General features: G+C 69.8%; 27 protein-coding genes. 6 read left to right on the top strand and 21 right to left on the bottom strand.

What is annotated here, in order from left to right:
• Nucleotides 1–61: 61 nt before the first annotated feature.
• The 11 genes from H0264_RS26190 to H0264_RS26140 are packed head-to-tail and all read right to left on the bottom strand — an operon-like array spanning nt 62 to nt 10,059.
• Complete coding sequence (locus H0264_RS26190; RefSeq protein WP_181580008.1) at nt 62–772, bottom strand: hypothetical protein; 711 nt, start codon at nt 770–772, stop codon at nt 62–64.
• Between the two features lie 48 nt (nt 773–820).
• Nucleotides 821–1,771: an alpha/beta hydrolase gene (locus H0264_RS26185; protein ID WP_181580007.1), complete on the bottom strand. Its 951-nt coding sequence runs from the start codon at nt 1,769–1,771 to the stop codon at nt 821–823.
• Between the two features lie 14 nt (nt 1,772–1,785).
• Complete coding sequence (locus H0264_RS26180) at nt 1,786–2,529, bottom strand: maleate cis-trans isomerase family protein (protein ID WP_181580006.1); 744 nt, start codon at nt 2,527–2,529, stop codon at nt 1,786–1,788.
• Nucleotides 2,526–3,179, bottom strand: a complete 654-nt coding sequence (locus tag H0264_RS26175; protein WP_181580005.1) for a hypothetical protein — start codon at nt 3,177–3,179, stop codon at nt 2,526–2,528. The genes H0264_RS26180 and H0264_RS26175 overlap by 4 nt, the downstream gene beginning before the upstream one ends.
• On the bottom strand, nt 3,176–3,946 hold the full coding sequence (locus H0264_RS26170) for an SDR family oxidoreductase (protein WP_181580004.1): 771 nt from the start codon (nt 3,944–3,946) through the stop codon (nt 3,176–3,178). The genes H0264_RS26175 and H0264_RS26170 overlap by 4 nt, the downstream gene beginning before the upstream one ends.
• On the bottom strand, nt 3,943–4,851 hold the full coding sequence (locus tag H0264_RS26165; protein WP_181580003.1) for a hypothetical protein: 909 nt from the start codon (nt 4,849–4,851) through the stop codon (nt 3,943–3,945). Before H0264_RS26165 ends, H0264_RS26170 begins: the two co-directional genes overlap by 4 nt.
• Nucleotides 4,848–5,537 carry a hypothetical protein gene (locus tag H0264_RS26160; RefSeq protein WP_181580002.1) on the bottom strand — a complete coding sequence of 230 codons (690 nt, stop codon included), beginning with the start codon at nt 5,535–5,537 and terminating at the stop codon, nt 4,848–4,850. The genes H0264_RS26165 and H0264_RS26160 overlap by 4 nt, the downstream gene beginning before the upstream one ends.
• A complete protein-coding gene (locus tag H0264_RS26155) occupies nt 5,534–6,655 on the bottom strand; it encodes an aromatic ring-hydroxylating dioxygenase subunit alpha (protein ID WP_181580001.1) in 1,122 nt (373 codons plus the stop codon). The genes H0264_RS26160 and H0264_RS26155 overlap by 4 nt, the downstream gene beginning before the upstream one ends.
• Before the next feature lie 10 nt (nt 6,656–6,665).
• The gene (locus H0264_RS26150) at nt 6,666–7,610 is read right to left on the bottom strand and encodes an alpha/beta hydrolase family protein (protein WP_181580000.1); all 945 of its coding nucleotides are present in this window, start codon (nt 7,608–7,610) and stop codon (nt 6,666–6,668) included.
• Nucleotides 7,607–8,416 (bottom strand): oxidoreductase, encoded by an 810-nt coding sequence (locus H0264_RS26145; RefSeq protein ID WP_181579999.1) that lies wholly within the window; start codon nt 8,414–8,416, stop codon nt 7,607–7,609. The genes H0264_RS26150 and H0264_RS26145 overlap by 4 nt, the downstream gene beginning before the upstream one ends.
• Entirely contained in the window at nt 8,413–10,059 is a 1,647-nt protein-coding gene (locus H0264_RS26140) for a carbon-nitrogen hydrolase family protein (protein ID WP_181579998.1), read from the bottom strand. The genes H0264_RS26145 and H0264_RS26140 overlap by 4 nt, the downstream gene beginning before the upstream one ends.
• Before the next feature lie 341 nt (nt 10,060–10,400).
• Here H0264_RS26140 and H0264_RS26135 point away from each other — a divergent pair, with 341 nt between their 5' ends.
• From H0264_RS26135 to H0264_RS26125, 3 genes are read left to right on the top strand one after another with little or no spacing between them, the layout of a single operon-like run.
• A complete protein-coding gene (locus tag H0264_RS26135) occupies nt 10,401–11,546 on the top strand; it encodes a hypothetical protein (protein ID WP_181579997.1) in 1,146 nt (381 codons plus the stop codon).
• Entirely contained in the window at nt 11,543–12,127 is a 585-nt protein-coding gene (locus H0264_RS26130; protein ID WP_181579996.1) for a GPS-CTERM domain-containing protein, read from the top strand. Before H0264_RS26135 ends, H0264_RS26130 begins: the two co-directional genes overlap by 4 nt.
• Nucleotides 12,128–12,143: 16 nt before the next feature.
• Entirely contained in the window at nt 12,144–12,728 is a 585-nt protein-coding gene (locus tag H0264_RS26125) for a neocarzinostatin apoprotein domain-containing protein (RefSeq protein ID WP_181579995.1), read from the top strand.
• Here the strand turns inward: H0264_RS26125 and H0264_RS26120 are convergent.
• From H0264_RS26120 to H0264_RS26095, 6 genes are read right to left on the bottom strand one after another with little or no spacing between them, the layout of a single operon-like run.
• The gene (locus tag H0264_RS26120; protein WP_181579994.1) at nt 12,725–14,071 is read right to left on the bottom strand and encodes a TIGR01777 family oxidoreductase; all 1,347 of its coding nucleotides are present in this window, start codon (nt 14,069–14,071) and stop codon (nt 12,725–12,727) included. The genes H0264_RS26125 and H0264_RS26120 overlap by 4 nt on opposite strands.
• A gap of 48 nt (nt 14,072–14,119) precedes the next feature.
• Nucleotides 14,120–15,556 (bottom strand): aldehyde dehydrogenase family protein, encoded by a 1,437-nt coding sequence (locus tag H0264_RS26115; RefSeq protein ID WP_231085239.1) that lies wholly within the window; start codon nt 15,554–15,556, stop codon nt 14,120–14,122.
• Nucleotides 15,553–16,695 (bottom strand): FAD-dependent oxidoreductase, encoded by a 1,143-nt coding sequence (locus H0264_RS26110; RefSeq protein ID WP_181579993.1) that lies wholly within the window; start codon nt 16,693–16,695, stop codon nt 15,553–15,555. Before H0264_RS26110 ends, H0264_RS26115 begins: the two co-directional genes overlap by 4 nt.
• On the bottom strand, nt 16,692–18,080 hold the full coding sequence (locus tag H0264_RS26105; RefSeq protein ID WP_181579992.1) for an aldehyde dehydrogenase family protein: 1,389 nt from the start codon (nt 18,078–18,080) through the stop codon (nt 16,692–16,694). Before H0264_RS26105 ends, H0264_RS26110 begins: the two co-directional genes overlap by 4 nt.
• Complete coding sequence (locus H0264_RS26100; protein ID WP_231085240.1) at nt 18,077–19,393, bottom strand: acyl-CoA dehydrogenase family protein; 1,317 nt, start codon at nt 19,391–19,393, stop codon at nt 18,077–18,079. Before H0264_RS26100 ends, H0264_RS26105 begins: the two co-directional genes overlap by 4 nt.
• Nucleotides 19,390–19,872, bottom strand: a complete 483-nt coding sequence (locus H0264_RS26095; RefSeq protein WP_181579991.1) for a flavin reductase family protein — start codon at nt 19,870–19,872, stop codon at nt 19,390–19,392. The genes H0264_RS26100 and H0264_RS26095 overlap by 4 nt, the downstream gene beginning before the upstream one ends.
• Before the next feature lie 166 nt (nt 19,873–20,038).
• On the opposite strand from H0264_RS26095, the gene H0264_RS26090 reads away from it, so the two are divergent.
• Nucleotides 20,039–20,824 carry an IclR family transcriptional regulator gene (locus H0264_RS26090; protein ID WP_220139843.1) on the top strand — a complete coding sequence of 262 codons (786 nt, stop codon included), beginning with the start codon at nt 20,039–20,041 and terminating at the stop codon, nt 20,822–20,824.
• On the opposite strand, the gene H0264_RS26085 is transcribed toward H0264_RS26090, so the two are convergent.
• Nucleotides 20,821–21,534, bottom strand: coding sequence for a hypothetical protein (locus H0264_RS26085; RefSeq protein ID WP_181579990.1), 714 nt, complete (start codon nt 21,532–21,534; stop codon nt 20,821–20,823). The two genes, H0264_RS26090 and H0264_RS26085, sit on opposite strands and share 4 nt — an antisense overlap.
• 100 nt (nt 21,535–21,634) lie before the next feature.
• On the opposite strand from H0264_RS26085, the gene H0264_RS26080 reads away from it, so the two are divergent.
• Nucleotides 21,635–22,525 (top strand): alpha/beta hydrolase family protein, encoded by an 891-nt coding sequence (locus H0264_RS26080; protein WP_181579989.1) that lies wholly within the window; start codon nt 21,635–21,637, stop codon nt 22,523–22,525.
• 13 nt (nt 22,526–22,538) lie between these two features.
• On the opposite strand, the gene H0264_RS26075 is transcribed toward H0264_RS26080, so the two are convergent.
• Together H0264_RS26075 and H0264_RS26070 are read right to left on the bottom strand one after the other, a co-directional pair.
• Complete coding sequence (locus tag H0264_RS26075) at nt 22,539–23,156, bottom strand: isochorismatase family protein (RefSeq protein ID WP_181579988.1); 618 nt, start codon at nt 23,154–23,156, stop codon at nt 22,539–22,541.
• A gap of 10 nt (nt 23,157–23,166) precedes the next feature.
• Nucleotides 23,167–24,381, bottom strand: a complete 1,215-nt coding sequence (locus H0264_RS26070) for a CaiB/BaiF CoA transferase family protein (RefSeq protein WP_181579987.1) — start codon at nt 24,379–24,381, stop codon at nt 23,167–23,169.
• Nucleotides 24,382–24,500: 119 nt separating this feature from the next.
• Here H0264_RS26070 and H0264_RS26065 point away from each other — a divergent pair, with 119 nt between their 5' ends.
• The gene (locus H0264_RS26065) at nt 24,501–25,400 is read left to right on the top strand and encodes a hydroxymethylglutaryl-CoA lyase (protein ID WP_181579986.1); all 900 of its coding nucleotides are present in this window, start codon (nt 24,501–24,503) and stop codon (nt 25,398–25,400) included.
• Between the two features lie 96 nt (nt 25,401–25,496).
• Here the strand turns inward: H0264_RS26065 and H0264_RS26060 are convergent, their stop codons facing one another.
• Nucleotides 25,497–26,510, bottom strand: coding sequence for an alpha/beta fold hydrolase (locus H0264_RS26060; RefSeq protein ID WP_181579985.1), 1,014 nt, complete (start codon nt 26,508–26,510; stop codon nt 25,497–25,499).
• Nucleotides 26,511–26,608: the final 98 nt, after the last annotated feature.

Raw genomic sequence — 26,608 nt, 5'->3', positions numbered from 1 at the left:
GACCTGCTTCGGATGCCGTTTTGGATGGGTTCGTGCGCGGAATCGGCCGGGATGGCTGCGGTCAGGGGGCAACCCTGCCCAGCAGGAGTTGTTTCAGGTAGTCGGGTGCGATCAGGGTGCAGTAGTGCTGTCCTTTGAAGGCGTCCGGGATGTTGGGTGTGTCGAGGGGAACGTTGAGGGCCTTCGAGGGCAGGTGCAGGGTGCCGGTCGAGTCGACGGTGGCCACGGGGAAGTCGGCGAGCCAGTCCGGTCCCGACACCGCCTGGGTGTCGGCGTCGATGACGACGGTGCCGGGTTTGTGGACCAGAGCCCGGCGCTCGGCCGGGGTGAGGGATCTGTTGATCAGGCGGAGGGTGACGCGATTGACTGCTGCGCAGTCGTTTTCGGGCCCGGCGATGCCCACGCCGTAGACCTCGGTGAGGTGGTCCGCCGATTTGCCTTTGCAACGCACCTGTTTCGCGAGGCCGGGGTCGGTGGCCGCGTAGGTGGTGTAGCTGGTGACGGTGAGTGGCTGCACGGTGGGCTTGGAGGCGGCGAACGCGGCGGGGTCGGTGTAGGGGACCTCGGTCAATTCGCCGCCGTGATGGCGGAACTCGACCACGCGCAGTTTCGCGGTCTGTACCTGGGCGCGGACACAGAGTTGCTGAAATCCTTCCGCCTCTGTCGATTCCGTGTCATCGGGTTCGGCGGCGGCGGGTGCGGTGAGCCCGGCGCACGCGAGGGCCGCGAGCGCGGTGAGGGTGAGCGAGGAGCGCAATGCGCGGAATTTCATGGGGTGCGGTACTTCCGGTCGGAATGGGTGTGCTGGACATGGCCGGTGTCACGCGCCGGGCAGCAGGTCTGCCGCGAGGCCGCTCGCCACCGCCGTGCGGGCGCGATCGACGCTGAAATCCGTTGCACCGGTGCGGAAGTCTTCCGCCCAGCCGAGGGCCAGGGTGCGCAGTGCGGTGGCGTTGGCGGTCGCGGGGGCGCCGCACAGCAGGGTGCCGAGCAGGTCGGAGCTGTCGCCTTCGGCGTCGGTGTGCACGCCGTCGCGCAGCCGGATGCCGACGAAGGGGCGATGCAGCTGGGTTTGGACGGCCGCGGTGCCGAGGCCGAAACTGTTGCACAGCAGCGGTGGTGCGGAGATGGTGAGCACTGGCAGCGCGGTTCCGTCCAGGCCGGTGAGAGCGCGGGCGATATTGTCGCCCACGAACGAGCGCACCGGATCGAGCAGGATCACCCCGCGCAATCGGTCCCAGGCACCGGCGTGGGTGGTGCGCAGGCGGTCGGCGACGAAGGTGACGGCCTCCGCGCCCGCGGAGTGTCCGATGAAGATCCACTGTTGTGGAAACCCGGGGTCGGGCAGCCCCGCCGAGTGGGCGGCCGCGGCCAGACTGGTGGCCAGTGGCCCGGCGGGATCGTCTGCGGCGCCGAACAATTCGGCGACGTGGTACAGGAATCCGGAGTTGTCGCCGAGGTTCTGCAGGGTGCAGCCCGCAAGCTGCATGAACGGCAGGCTCGGCGCGAAGACGAGGTATCCGGCATCGGCGAAGGCGCGAGCCAGCGCCGCCACCTGCGCGTTGCTGCGAGCGAATCCGTGCTGGATCCACACGGCGGCAAGAGGCGTGCCGGATGGGAGATACCAATCCGCTTCCTGATGCAAAGTGTCCGCCGCGCAACGGATATCGACGGTGCCGGGCAGTTGGGTGGTGGCGGTGGCGGTGGCGGTGGTGGCGGCGGCGAGCAGGGCAGCGGCGAGCGCGATCAATGCCGGGCGTCGAATGTTCATGGGTGAATCTCCGGTCAGTGGTCGCGCAGCAGCGTGCCCGCGCCCTCGACCCGGTCGGCGATACCGTTGTCGCGCAAGGCCATCCACCAGGTGGCGGCATTGATCGCGATCACCGGCTTGCCCAGCCAGCGTTCGGCCTCGTCGGCGAGCCGCACCATGGACAGGTTCGTTCCGCACTGCACGAGCGCGTCGACGTCGTCGCCGTCCACTTCGAGCAGTGCGGCGCGCAGCGCGCTCTCCTCGACATGTGCGATGGACACGGCGGTCGGGCAGCGCAGGCCCTTGATCGCGGCGACCTCGAAGCCGAGTTCGCCGAAGAACCGCACCACGTTCTGGTCACCGATGGGTTGATACGGCGTCACCACGCCGATCCGCTGTGCCCCGAACAGGTCCAGTGCGCGCCGGCAGGCTTCGGCTCCGGTGGCGACCTCGAGACCGGTGACATCGTGGATCTGTTTCACGAACTGCCGATTGCCTTCGACGCCGCCCCAGAAGGTTTCGGCCGACATCCCCATGACCATGTACTCGGGCTCGCAGGTCAGCACCCGTTCGCAGGCCGAAACGAGCTCGGCGCGAATCTGTTCCAGCAGCCGGTCCATGCCCGCGTCGTCGCTCATGTTCTGGTCGCGGATGTGGATACGGCTGAAGTGCGAGGTCACGCCGGGCACCGTCATCCGGTAGAAGTCCGGCTCGACGATGGTGTTGGTGGAGGGCGCGATCACCCCGAATTTGCGTCTCCAGCCCAGTGCGTCGGTCATCGGATCAGCTCCTCATCGGTCGGGCGCGCCGCGACGGTCGCGGCCGGTAATCGCCACGCGGCGACCAGAAATGCGGCCTGGGCCGCGGTATTGCAGAGTTGCTCGGCCCACTGCAGCGCGACCGTCTGATCGGGACGCGCGGCGAGCGGGCCGAGGATGAAGAACACCAGCAACTGCCCGCCGAACAATCCGGCGGCGAGGGAATCGCCACGGGCACGGGACAATCCGATGAGGTGGATGCCGGTGAGGGTGGCGAACACGGTCGTGCTCACCAGCATCGGCAGCGGGTCGGCGGCCACGATCGCACCCACCGCGCAAACCAGGGTCAGGCTCGGCGCCAGGATGGCCAGCCAGCGCGGCGTCAGTCCGACGCTGGTGCGCACCAACTCCAGGCACAGCACCGCGAATCCGAGGGTCAGCAGTGGAAACAGCAAGCCGCGCAACAATTCCGAATCCGGCCCGCCCGCCGCCGCGACGAGTTTGGCGGTGGCCTTGGTGAAGCCGCCCGTGCCGATGAGCACGGCCGCGCCCAGCACGACCGGGGGCCGGGCGGCGATCCGGCGCAGCAGCAGCACCCCCCACGTGGTGAGCAGCACCGGTGCGAAGTCCTCCACGGCCAGCGAAACCGGATAGTCCACGGCGGCGCTCATTCGCCGAAGAGGTCGCGCCGGCGCACCGGTGCGAGCGCGAAGCGCCCGATCACCTTCGGCGTGGTCAGCCAGCGCACCTGCGCGCCATTGCGGGTGTGCGAGACCGCGCGTTCGGCCAGCCACGGCGCGACGGTGTCGACGCGATCGGCCAGGATGTTGAATACCTTGCGCGCCTTGGCCAGTTCCGCGGGATCGGTGTAGCCGTGGGTGAGCAGATCGGTCACCACCATGCCGGGACTCAGCAGTCCCACCGAGACACCGGCGGGTACCTCCTTGGCGAGTGCCCTGGTCAGGTAGGTGAGCGCGCGTTTGCTCGCGCCGTAGGCCGCCAGGCCGGGTACGGTGCGCCCGTCGCTGCCGAGCCCCTCCATATTCCAGACGTGTCCGCCGCCGGCGTCGGCCATGGCGGGGATGGCCACCGCCGCTCCGTTCAGCGCACCGAGCAGATTGGTTTCGATGACCGTGCGGGCGGCCGCGGCGGGCAACTCCCACAACGGTTTCCGAGCGTGGGACACCCCGGCGTTATTGATCCACACGTCGACGCGGCCGAAGCGGTCGACGGCGGCGTCCCAGAGCTGCCGTACCTGGGCGCGGTCCGTCATGTCCGTCACCGCCACCAGCGCGTGGTCGGACAGTTCGGCTCGGGTTCGCTCCACCCGCTCCCGATCCAGGCCGCACAGTGCGACGTGATGGCCGCGCGCGAGCAACGCGCGCGCCATGCCCAGCCCGAGGCCCCGGGTGCCCCCGGTCACCACCACGGTGCTCATGACCGCTCCAGCACGCCGTGCATGACCGCGACGAGGCCGTTGTGCTCGAACATCTGATACACGACAGCGAGTTTCGTGCCCGAACCCATGCCGGGTTCGGCGTCCATCATGAACTCCCGGCCGAGCAACCGGCGCCCGTCGACGGTGTGCAGTCGCACGAAATTGGCTCGCCCGTAGGAGTTTCCATTGCCCCACACATCCGGCCCCTCGTGGAAGGAGCGGACGCCGTCGCGCCGCACGGTGACCCGGGATTCGGAGTCGATCGCCCCGGACATGCGCAACCGGTGCTCGGCGACGAGCAGGTTCACCGGACTGATCGCCAGCTCCATGCGCTGGCTGCCCAGTGGCTTCTGATCGGCGCTCCAGAGCTCCACGTCGCCCGCGTAACAGCTGTTCTGTTTGGTCGGCACGGTGAACGGCACCGCACCGCACCGGGTTTCGGTCTCGATCCGCTGATCGATCGATGCCGGATCGCGAGTGTAGAGGCCGTTGAATACTCCGACCATGGCCGGACCCTGGTACAGCACCGACGAATACACCTGGGTGTCGCCGATGGTCTGATTCCAGGTCTGCAAGGACACCTGCCAGCCGGGACCGTAGTAGTTGGCATCCACGAAACCGCCGTAGGGCTGTCCGGAACCGTAGAAATCGGGGCCGGTGTAGATCCGGTCGCCATCGGAGTCGAGCACCCCGAACGCGAACGGTGCGCCGAGCGCGAACCGTCCGGCCAGGTCGCCGCCGCCGGTGAGACCGCCGTCCATGTAGTAGGTGGTCACTCCGTCCTCGTGCACCGAGGAGCGGCGGATGTCCTCGAATCCGCGCCAGGTCCCGTGGGCGTCGAACAGTGAAGGCCGCCCGGCCCATTCGCCGGTGATGCGCTGCTGGAACGCGCTGGGCGTGCTCATGCGATCAGCTCCCCGCGCACCTGTTCGGCCTGCTCGGCGCCGAGCAGCCGCTCCACCTGCGACCACACCGGATCGACCTGCGGGCTGAACAGATTGGCGCGATTGCGCCTGTCCCGCCCGGCCAGATCGGCGTCCACCTCGGGAACTCCCTTGTGCGCCAGGGTGAGCCAGTGTTCGAGGTAGGCGTTCACGGTGACATCGAGGGCGCGGAAGGCGTCCGCGCCGGCCCGGCACACCACCATCCAGGGCGACATCATGGCGCGCTGTCGCGGTCCGATGGCCGCGGCCTCGAGCCCCTCGATCTCCCACGCCGCCTCCAGCAGCGGGGTCAACGGTGCGAAGGCGGCATCGAGGTATCCCAGGTTGATCGCGAGGTCCACGCGCGGAATCAGATCCAGGTGCATGGCGTGGTACTCGCCCGAATCCACCGCATCGAGCGTGAAATGCGGTACGGCCGAATCGGCTCCGGTGAAGGCGAAGATCATGTGGCTGTCCAGGCCGATGGGCGGCACGACGAGATCGACGGTCACGACCTTGTCGACGGCCGTGCCGCGCAGCACCCGCAGCCGCCCCACCGGATCGGCCGACATGGCGCTGGTGAGCGGCCGATCCACGGTGGTCTCGAGACCGAGCGCGGAGGTGAGCGTGGACAGGGTGCGCGCGCTGAGCGCGGTGGGCAGACTCATTCGGCGGTGCCTCCGGTGCGGGCCTTGTGCACCCAGGCACTGGCCAATTCGGGATTGTCACGGCGGGCGGGGGATGCGATGACGGTGGCGGTGCGGCGCGGCCCGTCCCCGGTGATGATGTCGTCACCGCCGACCCACCAGCCCTGCTTCTTCAGCTCCAGACGACGCCGCCGATAGGCGACCTGCAAACTGTCGCTGCGCACGTGCAATTCGTCGGACAGATCGAACGGCAGCAGTTCCGGGCGCTGCGATTCCACCACGGGTTTGTCCTGGAGCAGGATCTTCTCGATGCGTTTGCGCGCGTTGGCGTCCGCCCAGGCGCCGGTGAAGAAGTTGCGGTAGCCGAGGATCTTGATGAGCGTGCGCTCCTGTGACAGCGGGATATTGAAGTCGTAGAGCAGCAGATCCCCGATCGGCAGCCGCACGTGCAGCTTCACGATGTTGGGCAGGTACCAGGCGTTGGTGACGGTCACGTACTCCGCGCGCGGCCGCCGCCGGGCCAGCAGGCCCCACAGCCCCTTCGGCAGCGGTGGGCTGAGCTGGATATCGGCCTCGGCCGACCAATCCGTCTGCCGCACCCGGAAATCCGGGATCTCGGGCTTGTCGGGATTGCCGAAGGCGGTGCCGTGCACGAACGGCGTGTGCGCTGCGTCCACCACATTCTCGAAGGCGCGCTCGTAGTTGGCGTCGATCTCCATCTCGAACTGCACCATCCGGTAGGACGGATCGTCGTGTTCGGGGATGACCGGGATCGGCGGGCGTTCGGCCTCGGGCAGATCGCCCAGGAAGGCCCACACCATGCCGTAGCGTTCCACCGTCGGGTAGGCGTCCACGCGCGCCTTGCGTGGAATCTTGCGCTCCTCGGAGTTGGCCGGAATCTTCACGCACGCGCCCGTGGCGTCGTATTGCCAGCCGTGATAGGGACAGGCGATGCAGTCGCCGGTCACCCTGCCCATCGACAGCGCGCCGCCACGATGCACGCAGAGGTCCGAAAGACACACCGCCGCACCGGCTTCGGTGCGGTAGAGCACGAAATCCTGCCCGAGACAGGTGACCTTGCGAGGTTGCCGGGTGACGCGGTCGGCGAATTCCAGTGCGTACCAGAAGTTCTTCAACATGGTTGTGCTCCTAGGACCGGATGACCCGCACGCCGGTTCCGGGTTCGGCCAGTTCGGTTTTCGCCGCCGCCTCGCCGCGCAGGTGTGTGCGGAGGAAGGCCGAGGCCAATCGGGTGAACGGGGTGAAGGCGTCGGCGTCGCCGGGACCGTCGAGGAAGGCGCGGGCAGCTGTGGGGTCGGCGTCGGCGATGCCGAAATGATTGGCCCCCGGCACCACCGCGAGCAGATGATCGCCCGCGGGCAGTGCTTCGAAGAAGGTGCGCCGCACCGGATCCGGGCGATCCGCACCGTCCTCGCCGTAGCGGTCGGCGCTGCCCTGAATGACCCCGTCATTGGTGCCGACCCCCAGCAGGACCGGGCAGCGCACCTGCGCGGGCAGCACCGTCCCCGGGTCCCAGCCCAGCATGGTCGCCACCATCGTGTGCGCGCCCCAGGCGAAAACCGCTGCGACGGAAGGGAAGAAGCGAGCGGACTGGAGGACCACGGTGCCGCCTGCCGAATGTCCGCCGAGGGCGACACGATCCAGATCCAGCGTCCCGCGCAGCGGCGCCACGGTGTTCAGCTCGGCGAGGGCCTCGAGCACCAGGCCGATGGTGGGACAGGTCGGGCGGGTGCCGTAGGCGTCCGGGCGGGCGGCGGCGAGATCCACGCCGGGTGTGAGACCGTGCTGCCCGCCGAACAATTCGGCCACCCGGTCCAGGGTGACCACCACGAAACCGCTCTCGGCGATGGTCGTCGCGAACCGGCGATAGGACTCCTGGCCCACATTGACGCCGGACAGGAACAGCACCACCGGATACGGGGCTGCGGCCGGATCGGGGGCGAAGACGCCGGTGAGGCGTTCGGCGTCACTGCCGGAGGCGAGCGCCGGGTAGTACACCTTCAGGTGCGCGGTATCGAAGGGAGCGGAGCCGTCGGTGCGGACCGACCACCACAGCGAGCGAATCGATCTCATGCGCCGGCCCTCGGCAGCTCCCGGTCGCCGCCCCACAGGGCGCGCACCAGCCGCCGGGTGGTGTCGGCCCCGAACATGCGCTCTCCCATGATGTTCGCGGGATCACGCTCGGCGATATTGCGCCGCACCGTCAGATCGCGCGCGGCCAGTGCGGTCCGCTGTTCTTCGGGCACCGGCTCGGCCTCGTCCACCCAGCGCAGCCACTGCTCGAGACGGGCGTGCAGCAGATCGTGCACCACATCGAGATTCGGCCGGGTCGGCGGGAAGGAGTAACAGTACGCGGTGGGGGACAGGCTGCCGCGAATGAAGCCGGTGCGGCTGGTGAACCAGGTGAAGTCGGGATGTTCGGCCTTGAAGTCCAGCCAGGGCGCATCATCGGGTGCGTAGTAGCGGTCGAAGTAGTCGCCGTCGCCGATGAGGTCGCTGCGCGGGATGGCGTCGGCATAGAACCAGCCCTGCGGCCACAGCAGCAGCGCGGATCCGAAGTGCGGTACCCGCACCTGCGGACCCAGCCAGGCGGTGAGGTGCAGGTTCACGAAACCCGTTCGCGGATCGCCGATCCAGGAGTGCACCAGCCAGTCGATCTCGGGTCCGGCATAGGCCGCGAGACTGCCGGAGGGGCCGGCGGCCGGATCGCCGTAGGATGCCAGCGTCTCGGTGGACGGATCGCGGGTCAATGCGAAGCGTTGCGCGAGACGGGATTTCAGGGAGCCGGTCAGCTCCCGCCATTCCTCGAACGTCTCGGTGACGTCGACGCGCGGGGTGGCGTCGACCATCTGCTCGACGTGCTGCACGGTTTCGCTCATGGCTGCTCCGAAGGTGTTGTCATGCCTCTGCTTTCCTCGGTGCGCGCCGTCAGGGTGCCGAGCGGGCGGCGCGGGCGGCCCGCGACCAGATCGGTGCCCCTGGAGACGGCGCGGTTCACGGCTTGGGCGGGTCGGATGGTGGCGTGCGCGGTGGTCGCGCCCGGCGCGGCGACCGTCACATCGGGATGGCTGATGACGCCGGTGAACGGGCCGCTCCAGGCGGTCCACAGCGTGAAATCGGGGCTCAGCGCATGGATTCCGCCGGTGAGGCCGTTCGGACCGACGCCGGCGGCCACGACATTGAGCCGGTTCTCGGCGGCGCGCTCGGGCAGTCCGAGCCGCAGCTCCCACGGTTCGGAGGGCGTGAACGGTACGGCGACCACATCGGCCTCGGCGAGCGCGGCCAGCCGGAAGGTCTCCGGGAAGAGGGCGTCGTCACCGATCACGAGGGCGAGTCGGCCCCAGGGCAGTTCGAAGACGGTCAGCTCCTTGCCGGGAGCGGTGAGCCAGGGGTGCCGGGCGGTGGGATGCAGCTGGGGCTGGGTGCCGACGACGCCCTCGGCGTGTACCAGCACGCCCTGGTGGGCGTCGCCGTCGCGCACGCTGAGCACCGCGTAGGCGGCCGTATCGGCCAGGGCGCGAACGACTTCGGGAATCGGGATATCCGCCAGTTCGGGCAGCACGATCAGATCTGCGCCGCTGGTTGCCAGTTCTCGCACGGCCGTGGCGGTGGGCATGGCCAACCCCGCCGTGGCGGTGGGCGCGCCGGGCGCGGCGATCCGCTCGCCGGGGTTGTCGCTCAGGGGCGCGTAGAGCTCCGGGCGGCGTGCGGCGAGCAGGTCGGTCCCATCGGGTCGGCGCTTGTCGTCGGCGCGGGCAATGTCGATCTCGGCGACCACGAGCGCCTCGCCGGTAGCCGGGGCCATGGCGAGGCGGGTGCCGTCCGGTGCGACGATCTGGCTCTCCCCGGCTCCGCGCAGCCGATCCGGGGGCACGCCCAAGCGCGCGGCGATGGCGGGCAATTCGGCCTCCGGCAGCAGCGGGCCGACCTTGTTGGCCGCCACCACCCAGACCTTGTTCTCCGCCGCGCGCACCGGAATGTGCAGGCCCGCTTCGTCGGTGGCGAAGGAGTTGAGGCTGTTGAGCAGCAGTTGCGCTCCGCGCAGCGCGAGGGAACGCGGCACTTCGTTGACTACGCCCTCCATGCAGGCGTACATGCCTATCCGCCCGAGCGGAGTGTCGATGACGGGGGAGTCGTCGATTCCGGGGTCGAGATGGTCGTTCTCGGCGCCCATGAGGATCTGCTTGTCGGATTCGCCGAGCACCGTGCCGCCGGGTCCGAACAGCAGGCCGGTGCCGGTGGTACGGCCGTCCGGCCGGGCCATGGTGACACCGATCTTGACGTACATCCGATGCCGGGCAGCGCGATCCGCGATGGCGGTCAGAAAGGGATCTCCGGGCGTGCATGCCATTCGCCGGGCATGAGCGCGGTCGTCGTACCAGGATAGGTGGTGACAGAACTCCGGCAGGACCACGAGTTCGGCCTCCGCTCCGGCGGCGGCGTCGATCATGCGCAGGCAGGCTTGCAGATTCGCCTCGACGTCGGTTCCGGCCGCGAGCTGTGCCGCCGCGACTCGTGTCATGCGCCGCACTCCTTCTGTCACACACGATGTTTCGTACATCGAAACGCCGTTTCCGATACGGCCGATTCTGTACCCGAGTCGGCGATCTGTCCAGGGGTGGCCCCGGATTTCACGACGCCGTAATGCGCAGCGCATCAGTGCTGTTGGTGTCCGCGCCGATCCGGTCGGCACGCCTTGACACCCATCGATGGCGCGGGTTCAATATGGCAATTCCGAAACTGCGTTTCCATCAGAGAAACGCGCGCAGGAGGTAGTCGTGACGACCTGCGAATCGTCTTCCCCCACACCACCGATCGCCGTGCCGGGTCACCGTGCCGGTCCGTCCCCGGCGGGCTGCTGAGATGCGCTCCGGCGGGAGTGCGCTCGGGGCGCTGACCGTCGCGGGGGCCTGGGCCGGACCGGTCGCCGGCGGACAGTTGGTCCTGCTCGCCAAACCCTTCGGCGGCGTACTGGGCGTGCCCGGTGAAGTGGTGGGCTACATCGCGTTCACCGCGCTCGCACTCGCCTGTGTCACAGGCGGATTGGCGGCCCGGCTCGAGCTGTCACTACGGGGTGCCGGGCTCGCCGCACTGCTGGCGGGCGCGGCATTCGCGCTGGCGGGCGTCACCGAACACATCGTCTGGTTCGGCGCTGCCGTGCTCGCGGGCGGCGCCGCGACCGGACCCGTGATCGTGATTGCGCGCCGACTGTCCTGGGGCGCGCCTGCCGCGCTGACGACGTGGCACAGTGCGATGGCGGCCGGTGTGCCCGCTGCCGCGGGAATCGCGGCCCTCGCGGCGCGAGCACCGCACCGGGGCCTGCTGATCGCGGGAATCCTCGCGATCGCTTCCGCAAGTCTCACGACGTCGAAAAATGCCGGCGCGCAGAATATTGCGGGCCGAGTCGATACTGCCCTGCCTGCCGCGCGCACCGTGCTGGGGTACAGCGCTGTCGGTCTGGTCGCCGGTGGCGCCGTGCTGCCCACTCTGCATCTACTGCTGTTCCGATGGGAGGCTTTCGCCGCCGACCAAGCGATTCTGCTGCTGCTGGCGGCGATTCCCGCGACGGTCGTGGTGGCGCTGCCCGGACCCGAACCCGGTGCGACCGCGACGCTGTTGCTCCTGGCCGCGGGCGGTCCGGTGCTCGTCGCCACCGCGCCGGGCCGGGCGAGCGCCGCGATCGGCCTCGCGGTCACCCTGGCCGCGACTGCCCGCGCCGCGCGTGGGCTGGATCTGATGTCCAGCGGTGCGATCGGGTCATCCGCGTTTCCCGGCAACACGATTCGGTCGCCGGCACTGCCCACCGCCACCGTGATGATCACCGTTCTCGCCGGATTGGCGGGGCTGGGTGCGGTCACCGTACTCGACGTGTGGTTCGGCACGGGGACCGCTCTCACCCTGCTCGCGGTGCCGACTGCCCTGGCCGCCGCGGCCTACCGGCGCCTGCCACGGGCGACCGCGGCCCCGGCCCCGACCGGCAACCCGACCCTCGAAGGAGGAACCCCGTGATCCGTTCCGTTGCCCGCGCGGCGGTCGTCGCCTCGGCGGCCGCGCTGCCGCTGCTGCCCGCTGCCGCGGTCGCGGCGCCTGCTGCCCGGCCCGTCCTCGAAGTGAGCGCCGCCACCGACCTGACCGAGGGACAGCGAATCATTGTGAACGGCACGGGATTCCGGGCCGGTTTGGCCGCGGTGGCGGTGGGCATCTGCAAACAGGGCTTCACCAACGGCCTGCGTGACTGCGATCTGGGCGGCGGCGCGACCTTCGTCAATATCGCCGACGACGGCACCTTCCCGACCGTCACGCTCACCGCGCACGCGCACTTCAACGATATCGACTGCACCACCCAGCCCTGCGTGATCGCGGCCGCGCCACTGCCGGGTTCGGAACCGCAGAGCGTGATCGACGCGAACTCGGCCGAGGTGGCGGTCGGCTTCGCCGGAGCCCGGCAACCCGCTGCGGCAGTCGTCACCACGGCGGCGGCGCGCACCGACCCCTCCGCCAACGGTCCGTCGACCGTGCTGTGGTCCGCCACCGCTGCTCTGCTGCTCATCGTCGCCATCCTCGCCCTCGCCGATCGGCGACGGCTGTGAAATCCGGAGAGGAATCATGAAAACCCTGATCTCCCAGCGCCTTGCGCGCACGAGCGCCCTCGTCGCCGTCGCGGGTGCGGCCGCCCTCGCGGGTAGCCCGGCCGCGATGGCCGAGCCCACCCTCACACTCAGCGTGAGCACCGGCGTCACGGCCGGCCAAACCGTCACCGTGCAGCTGGAGGGCCTGCCGCCCGATCTGCCCACGGTCGCCGTCGGACAGTGCAAGCCGCAGATCACCACGCCCGCCGACTGCAATCTCGGTGGCTCGCTCATGGGAAGGTCCGACGCGCAGGGCATGTGGCAGCCCAACGGCGGCAGCCGCACCCTGACCTTGGTCGCCTCGATCGGCGGCGTCGACTGCGCGGCCGCGCCGGGCGCCTGCACCGTGGCCGTCACCAGCCTCACCAACCCGTCGGACATCCTGGCCTCGGTGCCACTGGATTTCGGCGCGAAGCAGCCGGCGGCCCCCAGCACGGTCGCTGCCGAATCCCCGGATTCCGATGCGGACGACAGCAATTCGGGCGTGCTGATCGGCATCGCCGCCGCGGTCGTGGTGCTGGTCGCGGTCGTGGCGGTCCTGTTCGTGCGCCGACGGGGCTAGCCGCGGCCGAGCAGGTGTGCGAGGGCGGTGTCGAGGCCGGGTGTGCGGAAGTGGTGGCCGGCCTTGCGCAGCCGGGCCGGGTCCACGCGCTGTCCGGCCGTGGCGAGTTCGCGTGCGCCCTGGTCGCCCAGTAGTAGTTTCGGGCCGAAGCCGGGCACGGGGAGCAGCGCGGGACGGTGCACGGTGGCGGCCAGGACGCGGGTGTATTCGGTATTGCGGACCGGGTTGGGTGCGACCGCATTGACCGGGCCGGACAGCGAATCATCCCACAGCGCACGGTGATACACGTCGATCAGGTCGTCGATGCCGATCCAGGACAACCACTGGCGGCCGTCGCCGAGCCGTCCGCCCAGGCCCGCGGTGAACAGTGGCCGGAGCAGGCGCAGGGTGCCGCCGCGCGGGGATTGCACGATGCCGGTGCGAACCCGCGTGACGCGCACGCCTGCGTCGGCGGCCGGGGCGGTGGCGTCCTCCCAGGCGGCGACCACATCGGCCAGGAAGCCGTCGCCGCGGTCGCTGTCCTCGGTGAGCACGGTGTCGCCGCGGTCGTAGCCGTAGTAGCCGATGGCGCTGGCGCAGACGAAGGTTCGCACTCCTGCGCGGGCCGTGGTTTCGGCCAGGGCGCGGGTCGGTCCGATGCGGCTGTCGGTGATGTCGCGGCGATGCTGCTCGGTGAATCGGCCCGCGATCGAGGCGCCGGCGAGGTGGATGACGGCGTCGACGCCGTCGAGCAGATCGGCGGCGGGACGGTCCGGATCCCATTGGCGCTCGGTCGAAGTGCGCGGCGGTCGCCGCACGAGCCGGATCACGGTATGGCCGCCGGTGCTGAGAAACGCGGTCAATGCGGTGCCGACCAGGCCGGATGCGCCGGTGACGGCGATCGTCAGCGGTGCCAGTCCGGCCTGTGCGGCGCGCTGATGGGCGGCGAGGTCGTCGGCGAGTTGCCGATAGCGGTAGTCGAAGATGGACCGTGCCAGGGCGGCCGGGACGGGAGTATCCACCCGGTCCACGACGCGCGTGTGCCGGTCGTCGACGGCCTCGAATTCGTGGGTGTGCCGCCAGCGGACCGTCAGTGCGGCCGGAACCGATGCCGGTCCGTCCTTGGCAATTTCGTCGACGAAGCGGTGCGGCGGATCGTAGGCGCGGGGATCGTGCTGTGCCACCCAGCGCAGTCCGCCGGGCAGCCGGAGCACCGCGCGGCCGTCGGCCAGCGAATCTGCCTCCTGCACCGGTGTGACCGGTTGCCACGGTGGTGACAGGCGGGTGAGCGCGCCGGGGCGCGCGAACCAGGCGAAGACTTCGTCCAGCGGTGCGGCAACTACGCTCGAACGCTCGATGCCCATTCATCGACTGTAACCGCGAAACCGGTTTTGCAGCGATCACGCATCGTTTCAGAGTTGCGTCGGCTGGTCGGGGTAGGCGCGCGCGGGCATTCCGGGGCCGCCCGCGCGGAAGGCTGCGGGAGCGTGCCGGACGGTCGTCTGGACGTATTCGAGCAGTCCCTCGTCGGCGTATTCGCGGCCGAAGCCGCTGCGCTTGGTGCCGCCGAAGGGCGCGCGCAGCGACATGCCGGTGCGGTTGTGGGTATTGATGAAGGTGAAACCCGCCTCGAGCCTGGCGGCCACGGCGAAGGCGCGAGCCTCGTCGGCCGACCACACCGACGCCCCCAGCCCGAGTTCGGACGCATTGGCGCGCGCGACCACCTCGTCCTCGCTCGTATAGGTGAGCAGGGGGACGGCGGGGCCGAACTGCTCCTGGCACACCAGAGCGGCGTCGTCGGGCAGTTCCATTGCCAGTACGGGTGTGACGAAGTATCCGTCGCTGCCGACGGGCGTCTCGGCGAGCGGGAGCACCCAGCCGCCGCGTTCCCAGGCGTCGCCGATGAGAGTCGTCAGGCGTTCGGCCGCAGCGGCATTCACCACCGGACCCATGGTCACGCGCTCGTCCAGGGGATCACCCACCACCAGAATCCGGCGCGCGGCGGCCAGATACTCCTCCAGGAACTCATCCAGCCGCGCCTGCGGCACGTACAACCGCTTGGCCGCCATGCACACCTGCCCCGCCGTGGCGAACGAGGCCAGCACCAGGCGTTCGTAATCGCCTGCGGTGAGCGCGAAGTCGTCGAGGAACACCGCCGGGTCGTTGCCGCCGAGCTCGAGAACCACCGGTGTGAGGGCCTGCCCGGCAGCGGCAGCGATACTGCGCCCGGCCTGCTCCCCACCGGTGAAGGCCACCTTGCCGACCAGCGGATGAGTGACCAGCGCGCGCACCGTATCCGGCCCGCCGTGCACCACCCGGGTCCCGGGCAGCAGCGCGGCGACCTCGGACACCGCCAGCGGGGCGAGCGGAGACGGCTTGAGCACCACGGTATTTCCCGCCGCCAGCGCCGGACCCAGCTTGAGGACCGACAGGATGATCGGGGCGTTCCACGGCGTGACCGCGGCCACCACACCGAATGGTGCGGGGGAGCGGACGATCCGGCCCTGCGCGTCGTCGACCACCGATTCGCCCAGCACGCGTGGTGCATTGTCGCGCACCCAGCGCAGATAGGTTGCGGCGAAACCGATCTCACCCCGGCAGTCGGCCACCGGCTTGCCGCTCTCACGCGCCAGCAGCACCGCCAGCTCACCGGCGCGGGCGTCGAGCGCGTCGGCGGCCTCACCGAGCGCCGCCAGCCGTTCCGGCAGCGGCCGGGCCGACCACTGCCGGTGCTCCCGATGCGCCTGGCGGACAACGGCATCCACCCCGTAGGGCGGCGTCATCCGCACCGATCCGACGATCTCGGCCGGGCTGGCGGGATTCTCCCGCTCGATCCGCAGACCGGTCACCGCGTCGCCTCCAGCGAGTCGAGTAGGCAGGCCCGGCGCAGATGGGCACGCGCGGCGACCGGATCGGCTGCCAGCTCCCGCAATTCGGCCCGGTAGCGCTCGTCGTGGCCGCGCAGGCGCCGCCAATTGTCGTGGCTGGCGCGCTGCACATGCTCGATGGCGACCGTGCGTCGCCGGGCGGCCACCGCGTCCAGATCCGATCCCACTGCACCGCACAGTGTTTCGGCCAAGGCGCTGGACATCCGCACCGCGTCGTGGATGCCGCTGTTCATGCCCATCCCGCCGAGCGGATTGTTCACATGCGCGGCATCGCCCATGAGCAGCACCCGGTTCATCCGGAAGGATTCGGTGACCCGCTGATGCACGCGATACAGCGAGGCGTGCAGCAGCCGCCACGGCCGGCCCAGATCGGCGACCGCGGCCAAACGCTCGGGGAGCCTGGACATTTCGACCTCGTCGCGGGTGTGGGCGGGGGTCGGCAGCAGGACCCGCCAATGCTCGGGCGTGCGCAGCAGCACCAGCCACTCGTGCGGATCGAAGACGTAGTTGATGGGCGCGATCCCCGGCAGTACAGCCGTGAGATCCTCGTCGACGGAGGCGACCAGGAATCGTTCCGGATAGGTGCTGCCCTCGAAGCTCGCCCCCACCGCGCGCCGCACCACCGAATGCGCGCCGTCCGCGCCGATCACCCAGTCCGCGTGCAGTGGGCCGTGTGCGGTGTGCAGGATGACGCCGTCCTGACCCGCATACAGCCCGTGCACGCGGTGTCCGAACAGCACCCTCGCGTGGTCGGGCAGCGCGGCGTGCAGGATCGGGGTGAGCTTGCTCTGCTCACACTGCACCCGGAACGGGTAGGCGGTGTCGTCGGCGAGCACCCCGAGATCCAGGGTGGCGATCTCGCCGCCACCACGTTCCCGGTACTGGAACGTGGTCGCGATGATCCCCTGTGCCAGCAGCGATCTCAGCACGCCGAGGTCTGCCAGCATCTCCAGGGTCGGCGGATGAAAGGTGGAGGCGCGCGATTCGGCGGCCAGGGCATCACCCTGTTCCAGCACGGTGACCTCGATGCCGCGCCGGGCCAGGGTGAGCGCGGCGGTCAGCCCGACCGGTCCCGCCCCGACCACCACCACGGCCGTCATGAGGTGTGCAGGGCGAAGCGGCCCTCGACGCCCACCACGCGCGCCCCGGTGAAGAACCGCAGTGTCTCGGTCGTGCCCTCCTCGCCCAGGCCGGACCGGCCCCAGGCCGGACGCGGGGTCATCAGGTGCAGGCTCATGATCGAGGAGCCGTTCACCTTCACCTCCCCGGCCCGAATGCGTTCCGCCACAGCCAAGGCCACGTCTTCGTCGGCGCCGCAGACATAGCCCTCGAGGCCGTAGGGAACCGAATTGGCCAGCGCCACCGCCTCCTCGATCGAGCGGTAGGTGAGGGTCGCGGCCACCGGACCGAACACCTCGTCGGGGAGGTCGCCGTCCACCAGGGTCGGAGCGGCATAGTTGCCCTGGGCGGGCAGCGTGCCGAAGGAACGGAACTCACGGTGCGACACCGCTTCTCGCACGGTGCGCAGATGCCGGGAATGAATGAGTGGACCGAACTCGGTCCCCGGATCCGTCGGCGGCCCGATTCGCAATGCGCCCAGTCGCTTTCCGATCGCCTCGCGAATCTCCTCCGCGCGGTCGGCGGGCAGGATGAGCCGGCCCAGCGCCCGGCACCACTGGCCATTGAGGGTGGTGAGCAGTTCGGCCGCCATGCGCGCGGCGGTGTCCAGATCCGCGTCCGGCAGGACCACCAGCGGATTGTTGCCACCCAATTCCAGCTGGCACGGCCGCAGCAGCGGGGCCGACGCGGCAGCCACCGAACGACCGCCCGCCAGTCCGCCGGTGAACGAGACCGCGGCGATGCGCGGGTCGGCCACCAACTGCGCCCCGGTCTCCGGTCCGCCCTGGACCAGCTGGAACATGCCCGCCGGGACGTGCTCGGCGATCACTTCGGCGAGCGCGACCGCGCTGTAGGGCGTCAGCTCACTGACTTTCAGAATGGCCGGGCAGCCGGCGGCGAGCGCATTGGCCACCTTGTGCGCGGCCATGGGCGCGGGCGCGTTCCATGGCACCAGGCACAGCGCCGGGCCCAGCGGCAGCCGGTGCACGCGCACCCCGTCGCGGTCCGCGCGCAGCACGCCCGCGCGCAGCTGCCCGGCGGCCAACCGGAACGATCCGGCCACGATCGCACCCAGCAGTTCGGACTGCCGGATCGGCACACCTGTTGCGCGCGAATCCCATTCGGCGATCTGCGGCAGCCGGGGTTCGAGTCCGTCGGCAATGGCGTCGAGGATGTCCGGACCGATCGCACCGGTGACGCGCGCGGCCACGGCCAGTGCCCGCTCGACCCGCTCCGGCGCGGTGGCCACCGCACGTGCCACCTCGTTGCCGGTGGCCGGATCCTCCAGCGTCACACCGAGATCCGTCGACGGCGTGCCCCAATCCCCGTCGACCAGATCCAGGATCCGGGGTAGTTGCGCACTCATCGCGCCACCTCCGCGGCCGGTGTGTCCGCCACGGTCGCGGGACGATCGGCCGCTGACGGTGCGGGGGTGAACAGTTCGTTGGCGGTGGCGTCGGTGACGATGCGCGCCACCTCGAGCATGCCGCGTTCGGCGGGGAAGGTCATGACCAGTCCCATGGCCAGATCACGCAGTGCGCGCCCGGCCACGCCGTCCATCGACGCGGCGGAGGTGCCGCCCGCCTTGAGCGCGCCCAGCGCGACCTGGAAGCAGGCCTCGGTGACCGCGCCCTTGCCGAGCCGCCACTGGGTGAAGACTTCCTGTTTGGGTTTGATCGGCGGCTCGGCGGTCTCGATGGCCAGCTGATAGCGCAGCCACAGATACGCGGTGCGCAGCTGCCGGGTCATCTCACCGATGAGCACCTGATGCACGGGGGAGGAGGCGATGGGTTCCCCGGTGTCGGCGAAGGTCTTTCGCGTGGTGGCGGCCAGCGTCTCGTCGTACACCCGCTGAGCGCATCCGGTGTAGACCGCCGCGATGGCCAGTTGATTGCCGACGAAGCTGCCTCGGCTCATGGTGAGCATCTTGGTGAACGCGCCCGGCACCGCGAGGGCTTCCTCGGCGGGGATGAAGACCTCGTCGAGGCGGATGCCGTTATTGGCGGTGGCGCGCATGCCCAGTCCGTCCCAGGGCGCACGCACGCTCACCCCGGCGGCGTCCCGGGGCACGAAGAAGGTGGCCAGGCCCTCGGCGGTGTCGTAGCCCTCGAGCTTGGCGGAGGTCAGGTAGTAGTCGGCGACCCCGGTCGCGCAGCCGAAGGACTTCTCGCCCTGCAGGATCCAGCCGCCGTCGACCTTGCGGGCGGTGGTGGCGATGGTGATGTTGGCCTTGGCCGTTTTCACCGCCTCGGAGGCGAAATTGGCCAGCCACACCCCGTCGGCCATCCGGGTGAGGACCTTCTCGGCGAAGGCGCGGACGACCGGAACATCGTCGGCGGCAAACAATCCCGCGTCGATGGCCTCCAGAGGCAGCAGACCCCGGGAGGCGCTGGTGTTGTGGAAGAAGTACGCCAGCGCGGTGGACGGGCAGGCGGTGCCCATGGCGTAGGTGGCGGCGGCCAGATCGCGCAGGCCGCCGCCGAGGCCGCCGAACTTCTCCGGCACCACCAGCCCGAGCAGTCCCGCCTCGCGCAGCAGCCCCACATGGGAGTCGGGGAAGGTGGCGGTGCGGTCGGCCGCGGCGGCCGCCGCGCGCAGGGCGGGCAGCACGGCGTCGACCCGTTGGGCGCGTGCGCGTTCCGCGTCGGTCATGTCTTCGACGAGTCGTTCGCCGATCATCGGGCAATCCCCTCGTAGTAGGTGCGGTCGTGATAGATGAGCGGGGGTGCGGGCCGGGGTGTGGCGGCGTCGCGGACCAGGCCGAGCACGATGGTGTGGTCGCCGGCCGGATGGCAGGCGGCGACCACGCAGTCCACCCACGCCACGGCGTCGGCGAGCACGGCCGCCCCGGTGGTCGCGGTGCTCCAGTTCCCCACGTCGAAACGGTTGGAGCCGGAGCCGGAGGCGGCGAAGCGGCGGCCGATGTCCTCGTGGTCGTGGCCGAGCACGTTCACCGCGAAAACCCCACTGCGCCGGACGGATCGGCAGGTGGTGCTGTCGGTGGCCAGGCATACCGAGACGAGCGGCGGATCCAGGGCCACACTGGTGAACGAACTGGCGGTCATGCCGTGTCGTTCGCCGCCGTCGCGCATGGTGGTGACCACCACGACACCGCTGGCCCACTGCGCCATCACCGCACGGAGATACGTCGGATGCACCCTTCACCTCCGTTTCGATATGGGAAACGCTGTTACGCACAAGGTAACGACGCGGTGGACATCACGCAAGTGGGAAGAGCCGTGGGGGACAGCGATTTCGGTGCCGCACCCGGGGGATTCGGCGAGCCGTTTCCCATGGGGAAATCGTGTGCCCTAAGCTGAGGGTGTGTCGGACACCGAGGCCGAGAACCAGAGTCGCTCCATCGCCGCCGTCGAACGCGCCATGGACGTGTTGTTGCTGTTCGGCCGCACCGGCCGACCCGATCTCGGGGTCACCGAGATCGCCACGGAACTGGGCCTGACCAAGGCCGCGGTGCATCGCATTCTGACGGCGCTACGCAATCGCGAACTCATCACCCTGGAGCCCACCACCCGCCGCTACGCGCTCGGCCACGCCGCCATCGCGCTGGGCCGGGCCTATCTCGCCCGCACCGACCTGCGGGTCATGGCCGCCCCCGAACTGCGCCGGCTGGCCCCGCTCACCGGCGAGACCGCCACCCTGTCCATCCGCCGCGGTGACACCCGCATGTACGTGGATCAGGTTGTGCCGGACCAGGAATTGCGCATGGAGGTCGCGCTCGGCGTGCCCTATCCACTGCACGCGGGCAGCTCTTCCAAGGCGATCCTGGCGTTCCTGCGCACCGAGGAGATCGACGAGTACCTGGACCGGCACGAACTCACGCCCTTCACCGACGCCACCATCACCACCCCGCGCAAACTGCGCACCGAACTGGCCGAGGTGCGCAAGCGCGGGTACGCGATCTCGCTGGGGGAGCGGCAGATCGGGGCGGCCTCGATTGCCGCGCCGATTCTCGACCATGACGGCGGTGTGGTGGCCGCCCTCAGTGTGTGCGGCCCGCTCTCGCGTTTCGAGCCGCACATCAAGGAGTATGTGCCGCTGCTGCAGAAGGCGGCAGGCGCGGTGTCCGCGCAGTTGGGATATTCCGGCTAATTGCCCAGGTGCGCACCGGGTTTGACTACACCCAGGGCCGCCGCCGCGAGTACGCTGCCCCAGATCGCCCAGACATAGGGCAGGCAGCCGTCGACACTGCGTCGCAGGGCGCGTTCCACCCCGGTGGTGGAGCCGGTCGACATGAGCGTGCCGAACGCGGGCCCGAAGGGCCGCAGGGTCATTCGAATGCCGAGCCCGGCCGCGATGGCGGTCGCGTACAGCAGGATCTTGCCGCCCAGCCACTTCGGATTGGTGGTGACCCCGAACGGTTCGGTCGCGAACAGGGCGTACAGGCCGGCGCCTGCCATGGCGGCGATGACCGCGAACCGGAGAACGAGATCGGCGCGGTACACCGGTGCGATCCGGCCGTGGGTGCGGTGCGCGATGACGGTGAGCGCCAACCAGATTCCCGCGAACAACCACACGCCCACGACGACCCACCAGGGGAAGAAGTCGATCCCGAACAGTGACGCGCCGTGCGGCTCCAGCGCCATGAGCGTGACACCGCTGGGCAGGAACAGCACCAGGCAGATCTTGGGGCCGAGGTCCAAACCGCTCATGACGGCGAGGGCGGTCGCCCGCGCGGGCGGGGTGAGCGCGGGGTCGATCACGAACCGGCTCGAGTAGTAGACGCCCAGGTCGCCGCCCAGCCAGAACACGAACAACACCAGGTGCAGCAGGATCCACCAGCCGTGCGGGTGCGGCCCCATACCCTCGTCTCCGTTCTCTTCTGCGAAACGCTGTTTCGGAGTAAGCTCCGCCGATAGTTTCACATCGAAACGGCGTTTCCACAATCGAAACGGGGGTCCCATGCGCGCCTCGATGGCGGCTGTCCTGTCCCTGCTCCTGCTCTCCGCCGCGCCTGCCGCACACGCCGACAACGGCATCCGCCACGCCGCGGCCCGCATCACCACCGACGAGGCCGCCGTCTGGTACCCGGCGCACGCCGAGCGCCGCCTGCCGGTGGCGCTGCTGCTGCCCGGCGCCAATGTCGGACGCGGCTACTACGCCCGATTCGCTTCGGCCGTAGCCGATTACGGGTTCGTCGTGGTCGTGCCGGAACGCTACGCACTGCCCTTGCTCGACTACCGTGCGCCCAGCGCGCACCAGCTGACCGCGGTGGTGGCGTGGGCTCGTGCCCAGGCCGCCGACCCGTCCTCGCCGGTGGGCGCGATCATCGACCCGGACACGCTCGTGGTGGCCGGGCACTCCTACGGCGGCGCGACCGCGCTCTACGCCGCCGCCGACCGCTGCCAGCCGCCGTTCTGCCTCGGCCTGGGCTACCGGCACCCACCGGAGCTGAAAGCCGTTGTGGGACACGGCACCAACACCACGATCGGCGCGCTGGTCGACCCGGTCACGGTGGACCGAATTCCGGTCATGTTCATCAATGGCTCGCAGGACGGCGTCAGCGAGCCCGGCGAATCCCGCGAAAGTTTCCTGAAACTCGGCGGATCGCCCTCGGTGATGTATGTGAATCTGCTGGGCGCCAACCACTTCGGGATCGCCGATGTCGACAACCCGCCCGGTGCGGCGCCGGACCCGCATGCGGCGACGGCTCCGCGCGAGCGCACCATCGCCACGGCGGCGCGCTGGACGGCCCAGTGGTTCCGTGCGCAGCTCGGTGACGCGGCGGCCCAGGACTACGTCTACCGGACCGGCCCACGCCAGGACGACACGGTCGTCGTCGACATGCGGTGACCGGTCCGGCGAGTCAGCCGAGCACCCGCAACGCCTGCTCGAGCCGGATCACATCGGCGTATTTTGCATTCAGATCGAACAGATTCGCCTCGTGCAGGCGCGGGTCCCGGTCGCCGCACGCGTCGGCCACCACCAGGGGGCGGAAACCGTGCTGCATGGCATCGGTGGCGGTGGCCCGGACGCAGCCGCTGGTGGTCAGCCCGGCGATGAGCAGGGTGTCGATGCGATCGGCGGTCAGATTGGCGGCCAGGGCGGTGCCGTGGAAGGCGCTCGGATACTGCTTGGTGATCACCGCCTCGCCCGGCAGCGGTGCGGGATCGTCGAGGAACTCGCCCAGCGGATTACCCTCCTCGAAGACCGCGAGGGTGGGTATCTTGCGGCGGAACAGGCCGCCGTCGGTGCTGCCGGGACGGTACGCGACCCGGGTGAACACCACCGGGTACCCGTGCGCGCGTGCGCGATCCACCAGGCGCGCGGCCGCGCGCACCGCGTCCTCCACGGGGGCGCGCAGGGGCGAGTCGTCGTCGAGGTAGGCGGCGCAGATATCGATGACCAGCACCGCCGGGCGGTCACCGGCGCCCAGCGGGGAACCGTAGCCGGCCGAGCGCGCGTCCGCGGAGAGGTCCTTCATCGCCCGGCCCCTACAGGATTCCGGCGTCGGCGAGTTTCGCGAGCTGTTCGGCGTCCAGGCCGAGCAGCTCACCGTAGACCTCGGCATTGTGCTGTCCCAGATCTGGTCCCGCGTGCCGGATGCTGCCGGGGGTGGCGCTGAGCTTGGGCACCACATTGGGCATGGGCAGCTCGCCGAATTCCGGGTGCGCGATGCGGGCGATGGCCTCGCGCGCGGCGAAATGCGGATCGGCGAACATGTCCCGCGCGGTGTAGATGCGCCCGGCCGGCACGCCCGCCGCGTGCAGCCGCTCGAGCAGCTCGCCGGCCTCGGCCGTGGCGGTCCATTCGGCAATGAGGTCGTCGAGCTCGGCCATGTGCGCTCCGCGGCCGGTGTGCGTGGAATACCGTTCGTCGGCGGCCAATTCGGGCCGGCCCATGAGTTCGGTCAGACGCGCGAACACGGTGTCCTGATTGGCGGCGATGAGGATCAGCTCCCCGCCCGTCGTCGGATACACATTGCTGGGCGCGACATTCGGCAGCACCGAGCCGGTGCGTTCGCGCTGGTATCCGGTGAGCGCGTATTCGGGTAGCAGTGACTCCATCATGGCCAGCACTGCCTCGTAGATGGCGGAGTCGACCAGCTGCCCCTGGCCGGTGCGGGTGCGGTGGTGTACGGCGGCGAGGGTGCCGATGGTGGCGAACACGGCCGCCAGGGAATCGCCGAGCGAGATGCCGGTGCGGGCCGGCGCTCGGCCGGGATCGCCTGTGGTGTACCGGATTCCGCCCATGGCCTCCCCGATGGAGCCGTACCCGGCGCGCGGCGCGTACGGCCCGGTCTGGCCGTAACCGCTGACCCGCACCATGATCAGGCTCGGGTTCTGCGCACGCAGGCTTTCGTAGCCCAGGCCCCAGCGTTCCATGGTGCCGGGGCGGAAGTTCTCGATCACGATGTCGGCCTGCGCGATCAGATCCCGAGCCAGCCGCTGCCCGTCGGGCTCGCGCAGATTGCAGGTCACCGACTTCTTGTTGCGCGCGACCACCGGCCACCACAGCGATTTGCCCTGGGATTGTTCACGCCCCCACTGCCGCATGGGATCTCCGCTGCCGGGCGATTCCAGCTTGATCACCTCCGCGCCGAAATCGCCGAGCAGCTGACCGCAGAACGGTCCGGCCAGCAGCTGGCCCATCTCGATCACGCGCAGATCCGCCAGCGGTCCGGATGTGGTGGGGGTGTCGGCCGGCATGGGCCACTCCGTTCTCTGACGCCCGTGCGCAGGTCGGCGGCAGACGGGCAGGATGGGGCAAAGTGGATACACTGTATCCCTGAGAGAAACAGGGCGGCAAGACGGAACAGGGAGGCACAGTGGACATCGCACTGGTGGAGGTGTCGGCGCGCGACGGTTTGCAGAACGAGCCCGAGCTCGTCGCGACCGCCGACAAGATCCGGCTGATCGAGCGTTCGATCGACGCCGGGCTGCGGCGCATCGAAGCGGTGAGTTTCGTGCATCCGCAACGGGTTCCGCAGATGGCCGACGCCGAGGCGGTCATGGCGGGCGTGCCCCGCGTGCCCGGCGTCTCCTACGCGGGACTGGTCTTCAACGAGCGCGGCCTGGACCGGGCGCTGGCCGCGGGCGTGGACGAGATCAATGTCGTTGTGGTGGCGACGGATACGTTCAGCCGCCGCAATCAGGGCTGCACCACCGCCGAGGGCGTGGAACGCTGGCGGGCCCTGGCGAAGCGGGCCGCCGCGTCGGGTCTGCGCCGCACCGTCACCATCGCCGCGGCCTTCGGCTGTCCCTTCGAGGGGGAGGTCTCGCCCTCGGCCGTGCTCGATCTGGTCCACCGCGTGGCCGAGGCGGAGCCCGAGGAGATCGCCCTGGCCGACACCATCGGCGTCGGTACCCCCGACCGCGTGCGGACCCTGGTCGCCGGCACGCTGGCGGCAGCGCCCGCCACGCCGGTGCGCCTGCACTTCCACAACACCCGGAACACCGGATACGCCAACGCGATTACCGCTGTCGAGTCCGGTGCGAGCGTGCTCGACGCCAGCACCGGTGGTGTCGGCGGCTGCCCCTTCGCCCCGGCCGCCACGGGCAATATCGCCACCGAGGACCTGCTCTACGCGCTCGATCGCATGGGCGTGACCACCGGGGTGCGCATGGACGCCGTGGCCGACACCGGCCGCTGGCTGGCCGGTGTGCTCGGAAAGCCGGTGCCCGCCCTGCTGGGTCGCGCGGGGCCGTTCCCGGCTCCGGCGGCCTGATCCCGGACCGGCCGTGGCGGCCGCCGAGGTACTCGGCGACCGCCACGGCTCCACGTGGTGCGCAGCAGGGTCGTGACCGTGCAGCGCCGGGGAGTTTCAGGACAGGGTTGTGAGAGTGCCTGCGGTGCGCAGGCTTTCGTAGTAGCCGCCACCGGGGTAGTAGTCCGCGGTGGTCGCTCCGCTCACGAAGTCACCGGCCCAGGCGACGGAAAGACGTTGCAGCGCTTCCACATTCTTCGCCTGCGGGGCGCCGCACGCGGTCTTGTCCGTGACGGGCGCGCTGGACGCCTCGGCGTCGACGTGTGAGCCGCTGGTGAGCCGGACGCCGTAGAAGGTGCGCGAAAGCTGTTCCAGCACTTCTGCGGTGCCCGAGCCGTTCCGATTGCAGCTGTAGGGCGGTGCCGCGATCGTCAAGACCGGCAGCGAGGTATTGCTCAGGTGGTTGAGCGAACTGCTCAGGTTGTTGCCGATGAAGCTCTTGACCGGGTCGTAGAGAATCACGCCGCGCAGAGTGGCGAAGGCCGCCGCGTAGTCGGCGCGCAGCTCCTGGGTCACGTACGGCACCGCCTCGCCGCCCGCGGAATGGCCGGCGAAGACCATGGCGGTGGGCATCGTGAGCTCCGGTCGCCCGGCTTTGCCCTTGGCCTCGGCGAAACTGCGGCCCAGCTTGTCCTTGGCGTCGGTGGCCTTGCCGAACAGGTCGGCCACATTGTGCAGGAAATCGGTGTTGTTGCCCAGGTTTTCGAGGGTGCAGCCGAGCAGGTTGGCGGTCGGCAGGGTGGGTGCGAAGACCAGGAAGCCCTCGGCGGCGAACTTGCGGGCGGTGTCGTCCATGGCGTCATTGGCGCCGGCGAAGCCGTGCTGCAGCCACAGCAGCGCCTTGGGCGCGCCGGAGGGGAAGTACCAGTCACTGCTCTGCCTCAGCGTGGTGAAGGCGCAGCGGATCTCCACCTTGTTCGACACCTTGGTGACCGCGGCGTCGGCGGTGGCGGAAGGGATTGCGGGTGTGGCGGTTACGGCGAAAGCGGCGACCAGGGTCGCTATGGCGGTGAGTAATCCTCGAAGGCTCAACGGGACGTCCTTGTCTCTTATCGAGAAACGCTGTTCCATTTCTCGCGTCCCATTAGCGTTCTGAAACATGCCCGAGTCAATACGCGATGCGCAGGAATTTTTCCCGAATTGCGGTGGCGCGGGTGTTCCGATCGCGC

It is taken from the genome of Nocardia huaxiensis (assembly GCF_013744875.1).
GTDB lineage: Bacteria > Actinomycetota > Actinomycetes > Mycobacteriales > Mycobacteriaceae > Nocardia > Nocardia huaxiensis.
The sequence above is the reverse complement of the archived record's forward strand: the minus strand, read 5'-3'. Positions and strand labels throughout refer to the sequence as shown.

Bases quoted from the DNA above. Each gene is read 5' to 3' on its own strand.
- H0264_RS26060 (WP_181579985.1), bottom strand. From the start codon at position 26,510: ATGGAACAGCGTTTCTCGATAAGAGACAAGGACGTCCCGTTGAGCCTT.
- H0264_RS26155 (WP_181580001.1), bottom strand. From the start codon at position 6,655: ATGTTGAAGAACTTCTGGTACGCACTGGAATTCGCCGACCGCGTCACC.
- H0264_RS26110 (WP_181579993.1), bottom strand. From the start codon at position 16,695: ATGACGGCCGTGGTGGTGGTCGGGGCGGGACCGGTCGGGCTGACCGCC.
- H0264_RS26190 (WP_181580008.1), bottom strand. From the start codon at position 772: ATGAAATTCCGCGCATTGCGCTCCTCGCTCACCCTCACCGCGCTCGCG.
- H0264_RS26135 (WP_181579997.1), top strand. From the start codon at position 10,401: ATGCGCTCCGGCGGGAGTGCGCTCGGGGCGCTGACCGTCGCGGGGGCC.
- H0264_RS26145 (WP_181579999.1), bottom strand. From the start codon at position 8,416: ATGAGCGAAACCGTGCAGCACGTCGAGCAGATGGTCGACGCCACCCCG.
- H0264_RS26070 (WP_181579987.1), bottom strand. From the start codon at position 24,381: ATGCCGGCCGACACCCCCACCACATCCGGACCGCTGGCGGATCTGCGC.
- H0264_RS26180 (WP_181580006.1), bottom strand. From the start codon at position 2,529: ATGACCGACGCACTGGGCTGGAGACGCAAATTCGGGGTGATCGCGCCC.
- H0264_RS26125 (WP_181579995.1), top strand. From the start codon at position 12,144: ATGAAAACCCTGATCTCCCAGCGCCTTGCGCGCACGAGCGCCCTCGTC.
- H0264_RS26085 (WP_181579990.1), bottom strand. From the start codon at position 21,534: ATGGGGCCGCACCCGCACGGCTGGTGGATCCTGCTGCACCTGGTGTTG.
- H0264_RS26175 (WP_181580005.1), bottom strand. From the start codon at position 3,179: ATGAGCGCCGCCGTGGACTATCCGGTTTCGCTGGCCGTGGAGGACTTC.
- H0264_RS26105 (WP_181579992.1), bottom strand. From the start codon at position 18,080: ATGAGTGCGCAACTACCCCGGATCCTGGATCTGGTCGACGGGGATTGG.
- H0264_RS26170 (WP_181580004.1), bottom strand. From the start codon at position 3,946: ATGAGCACCGTGGTGGTGACCGGGGGCACCCGGGGCCTCGGGCTGGGC.
- H0264_RS26140 (WP_181579998.1), bottom strand. From the start codon at position 10,059: ATGACACGAGTCGCGGCGGCACAGCTCGCGGCCGGAACCGACGTCGAG.
- H0264_RS26150 (WP_181580000.1), bottom strand. From the start codon at position 7,610: ATGAGATCGATTCGCTCGCTGTGGTGGTCGGTCCGCACCGACGGCTCC.
- H0264_RS26080 (WP_181579989.1), top strand. From the start codon at position 21,635: ATGCGCGCCTCGATGGCGGCTGTCCTGTCCCTGCTCCTGCTCTCCGCC.
- H0264_RS26185 (WP_181580007.1), bottom strand. From the start codon at position 1,771: ATGAACATTCGACGCCCGGCATTGATCGCGCTCGCCGCTGCCCTGCTC.
- H0264_RS26075 (WP_181579988.1), bottom strand. From the start codon at position 23,156: ATGAAGGACCTCTCCGCGGACGCGCGCTCGGCCGGCTACGGTTCCCCG.
- H0264_RS26165 (WP_181580003.1), bottom strand. From the start codon at position 4,851: ATGAGCACGCCCAGCGCGTTCCAGCAGCGCATCACCGGCGAATGGGCC.
- H0264_RS26160 (WP_181580002.1), bottom strand. From the start codon at position 5,537: ATGAGTCTGCCCACCGCGCTCAGCGCGCGCACCCTGTCCACGCTCACC.
- H0264_RS26120 (WP_181579994.1), bottom strand. From the start codon at position 14,071: ATGGGCATCGAGCGTTCGAGCGTAGTTGCCGCACCGCTGGACGAAGTC.
- H0264_RS26100 (WP_231085240.1), bottom strand. From the start codon at position 19,393: ATGATCGGCGAACGACTCGTCGAAGACATGACCGACGCGGAACGCGCA.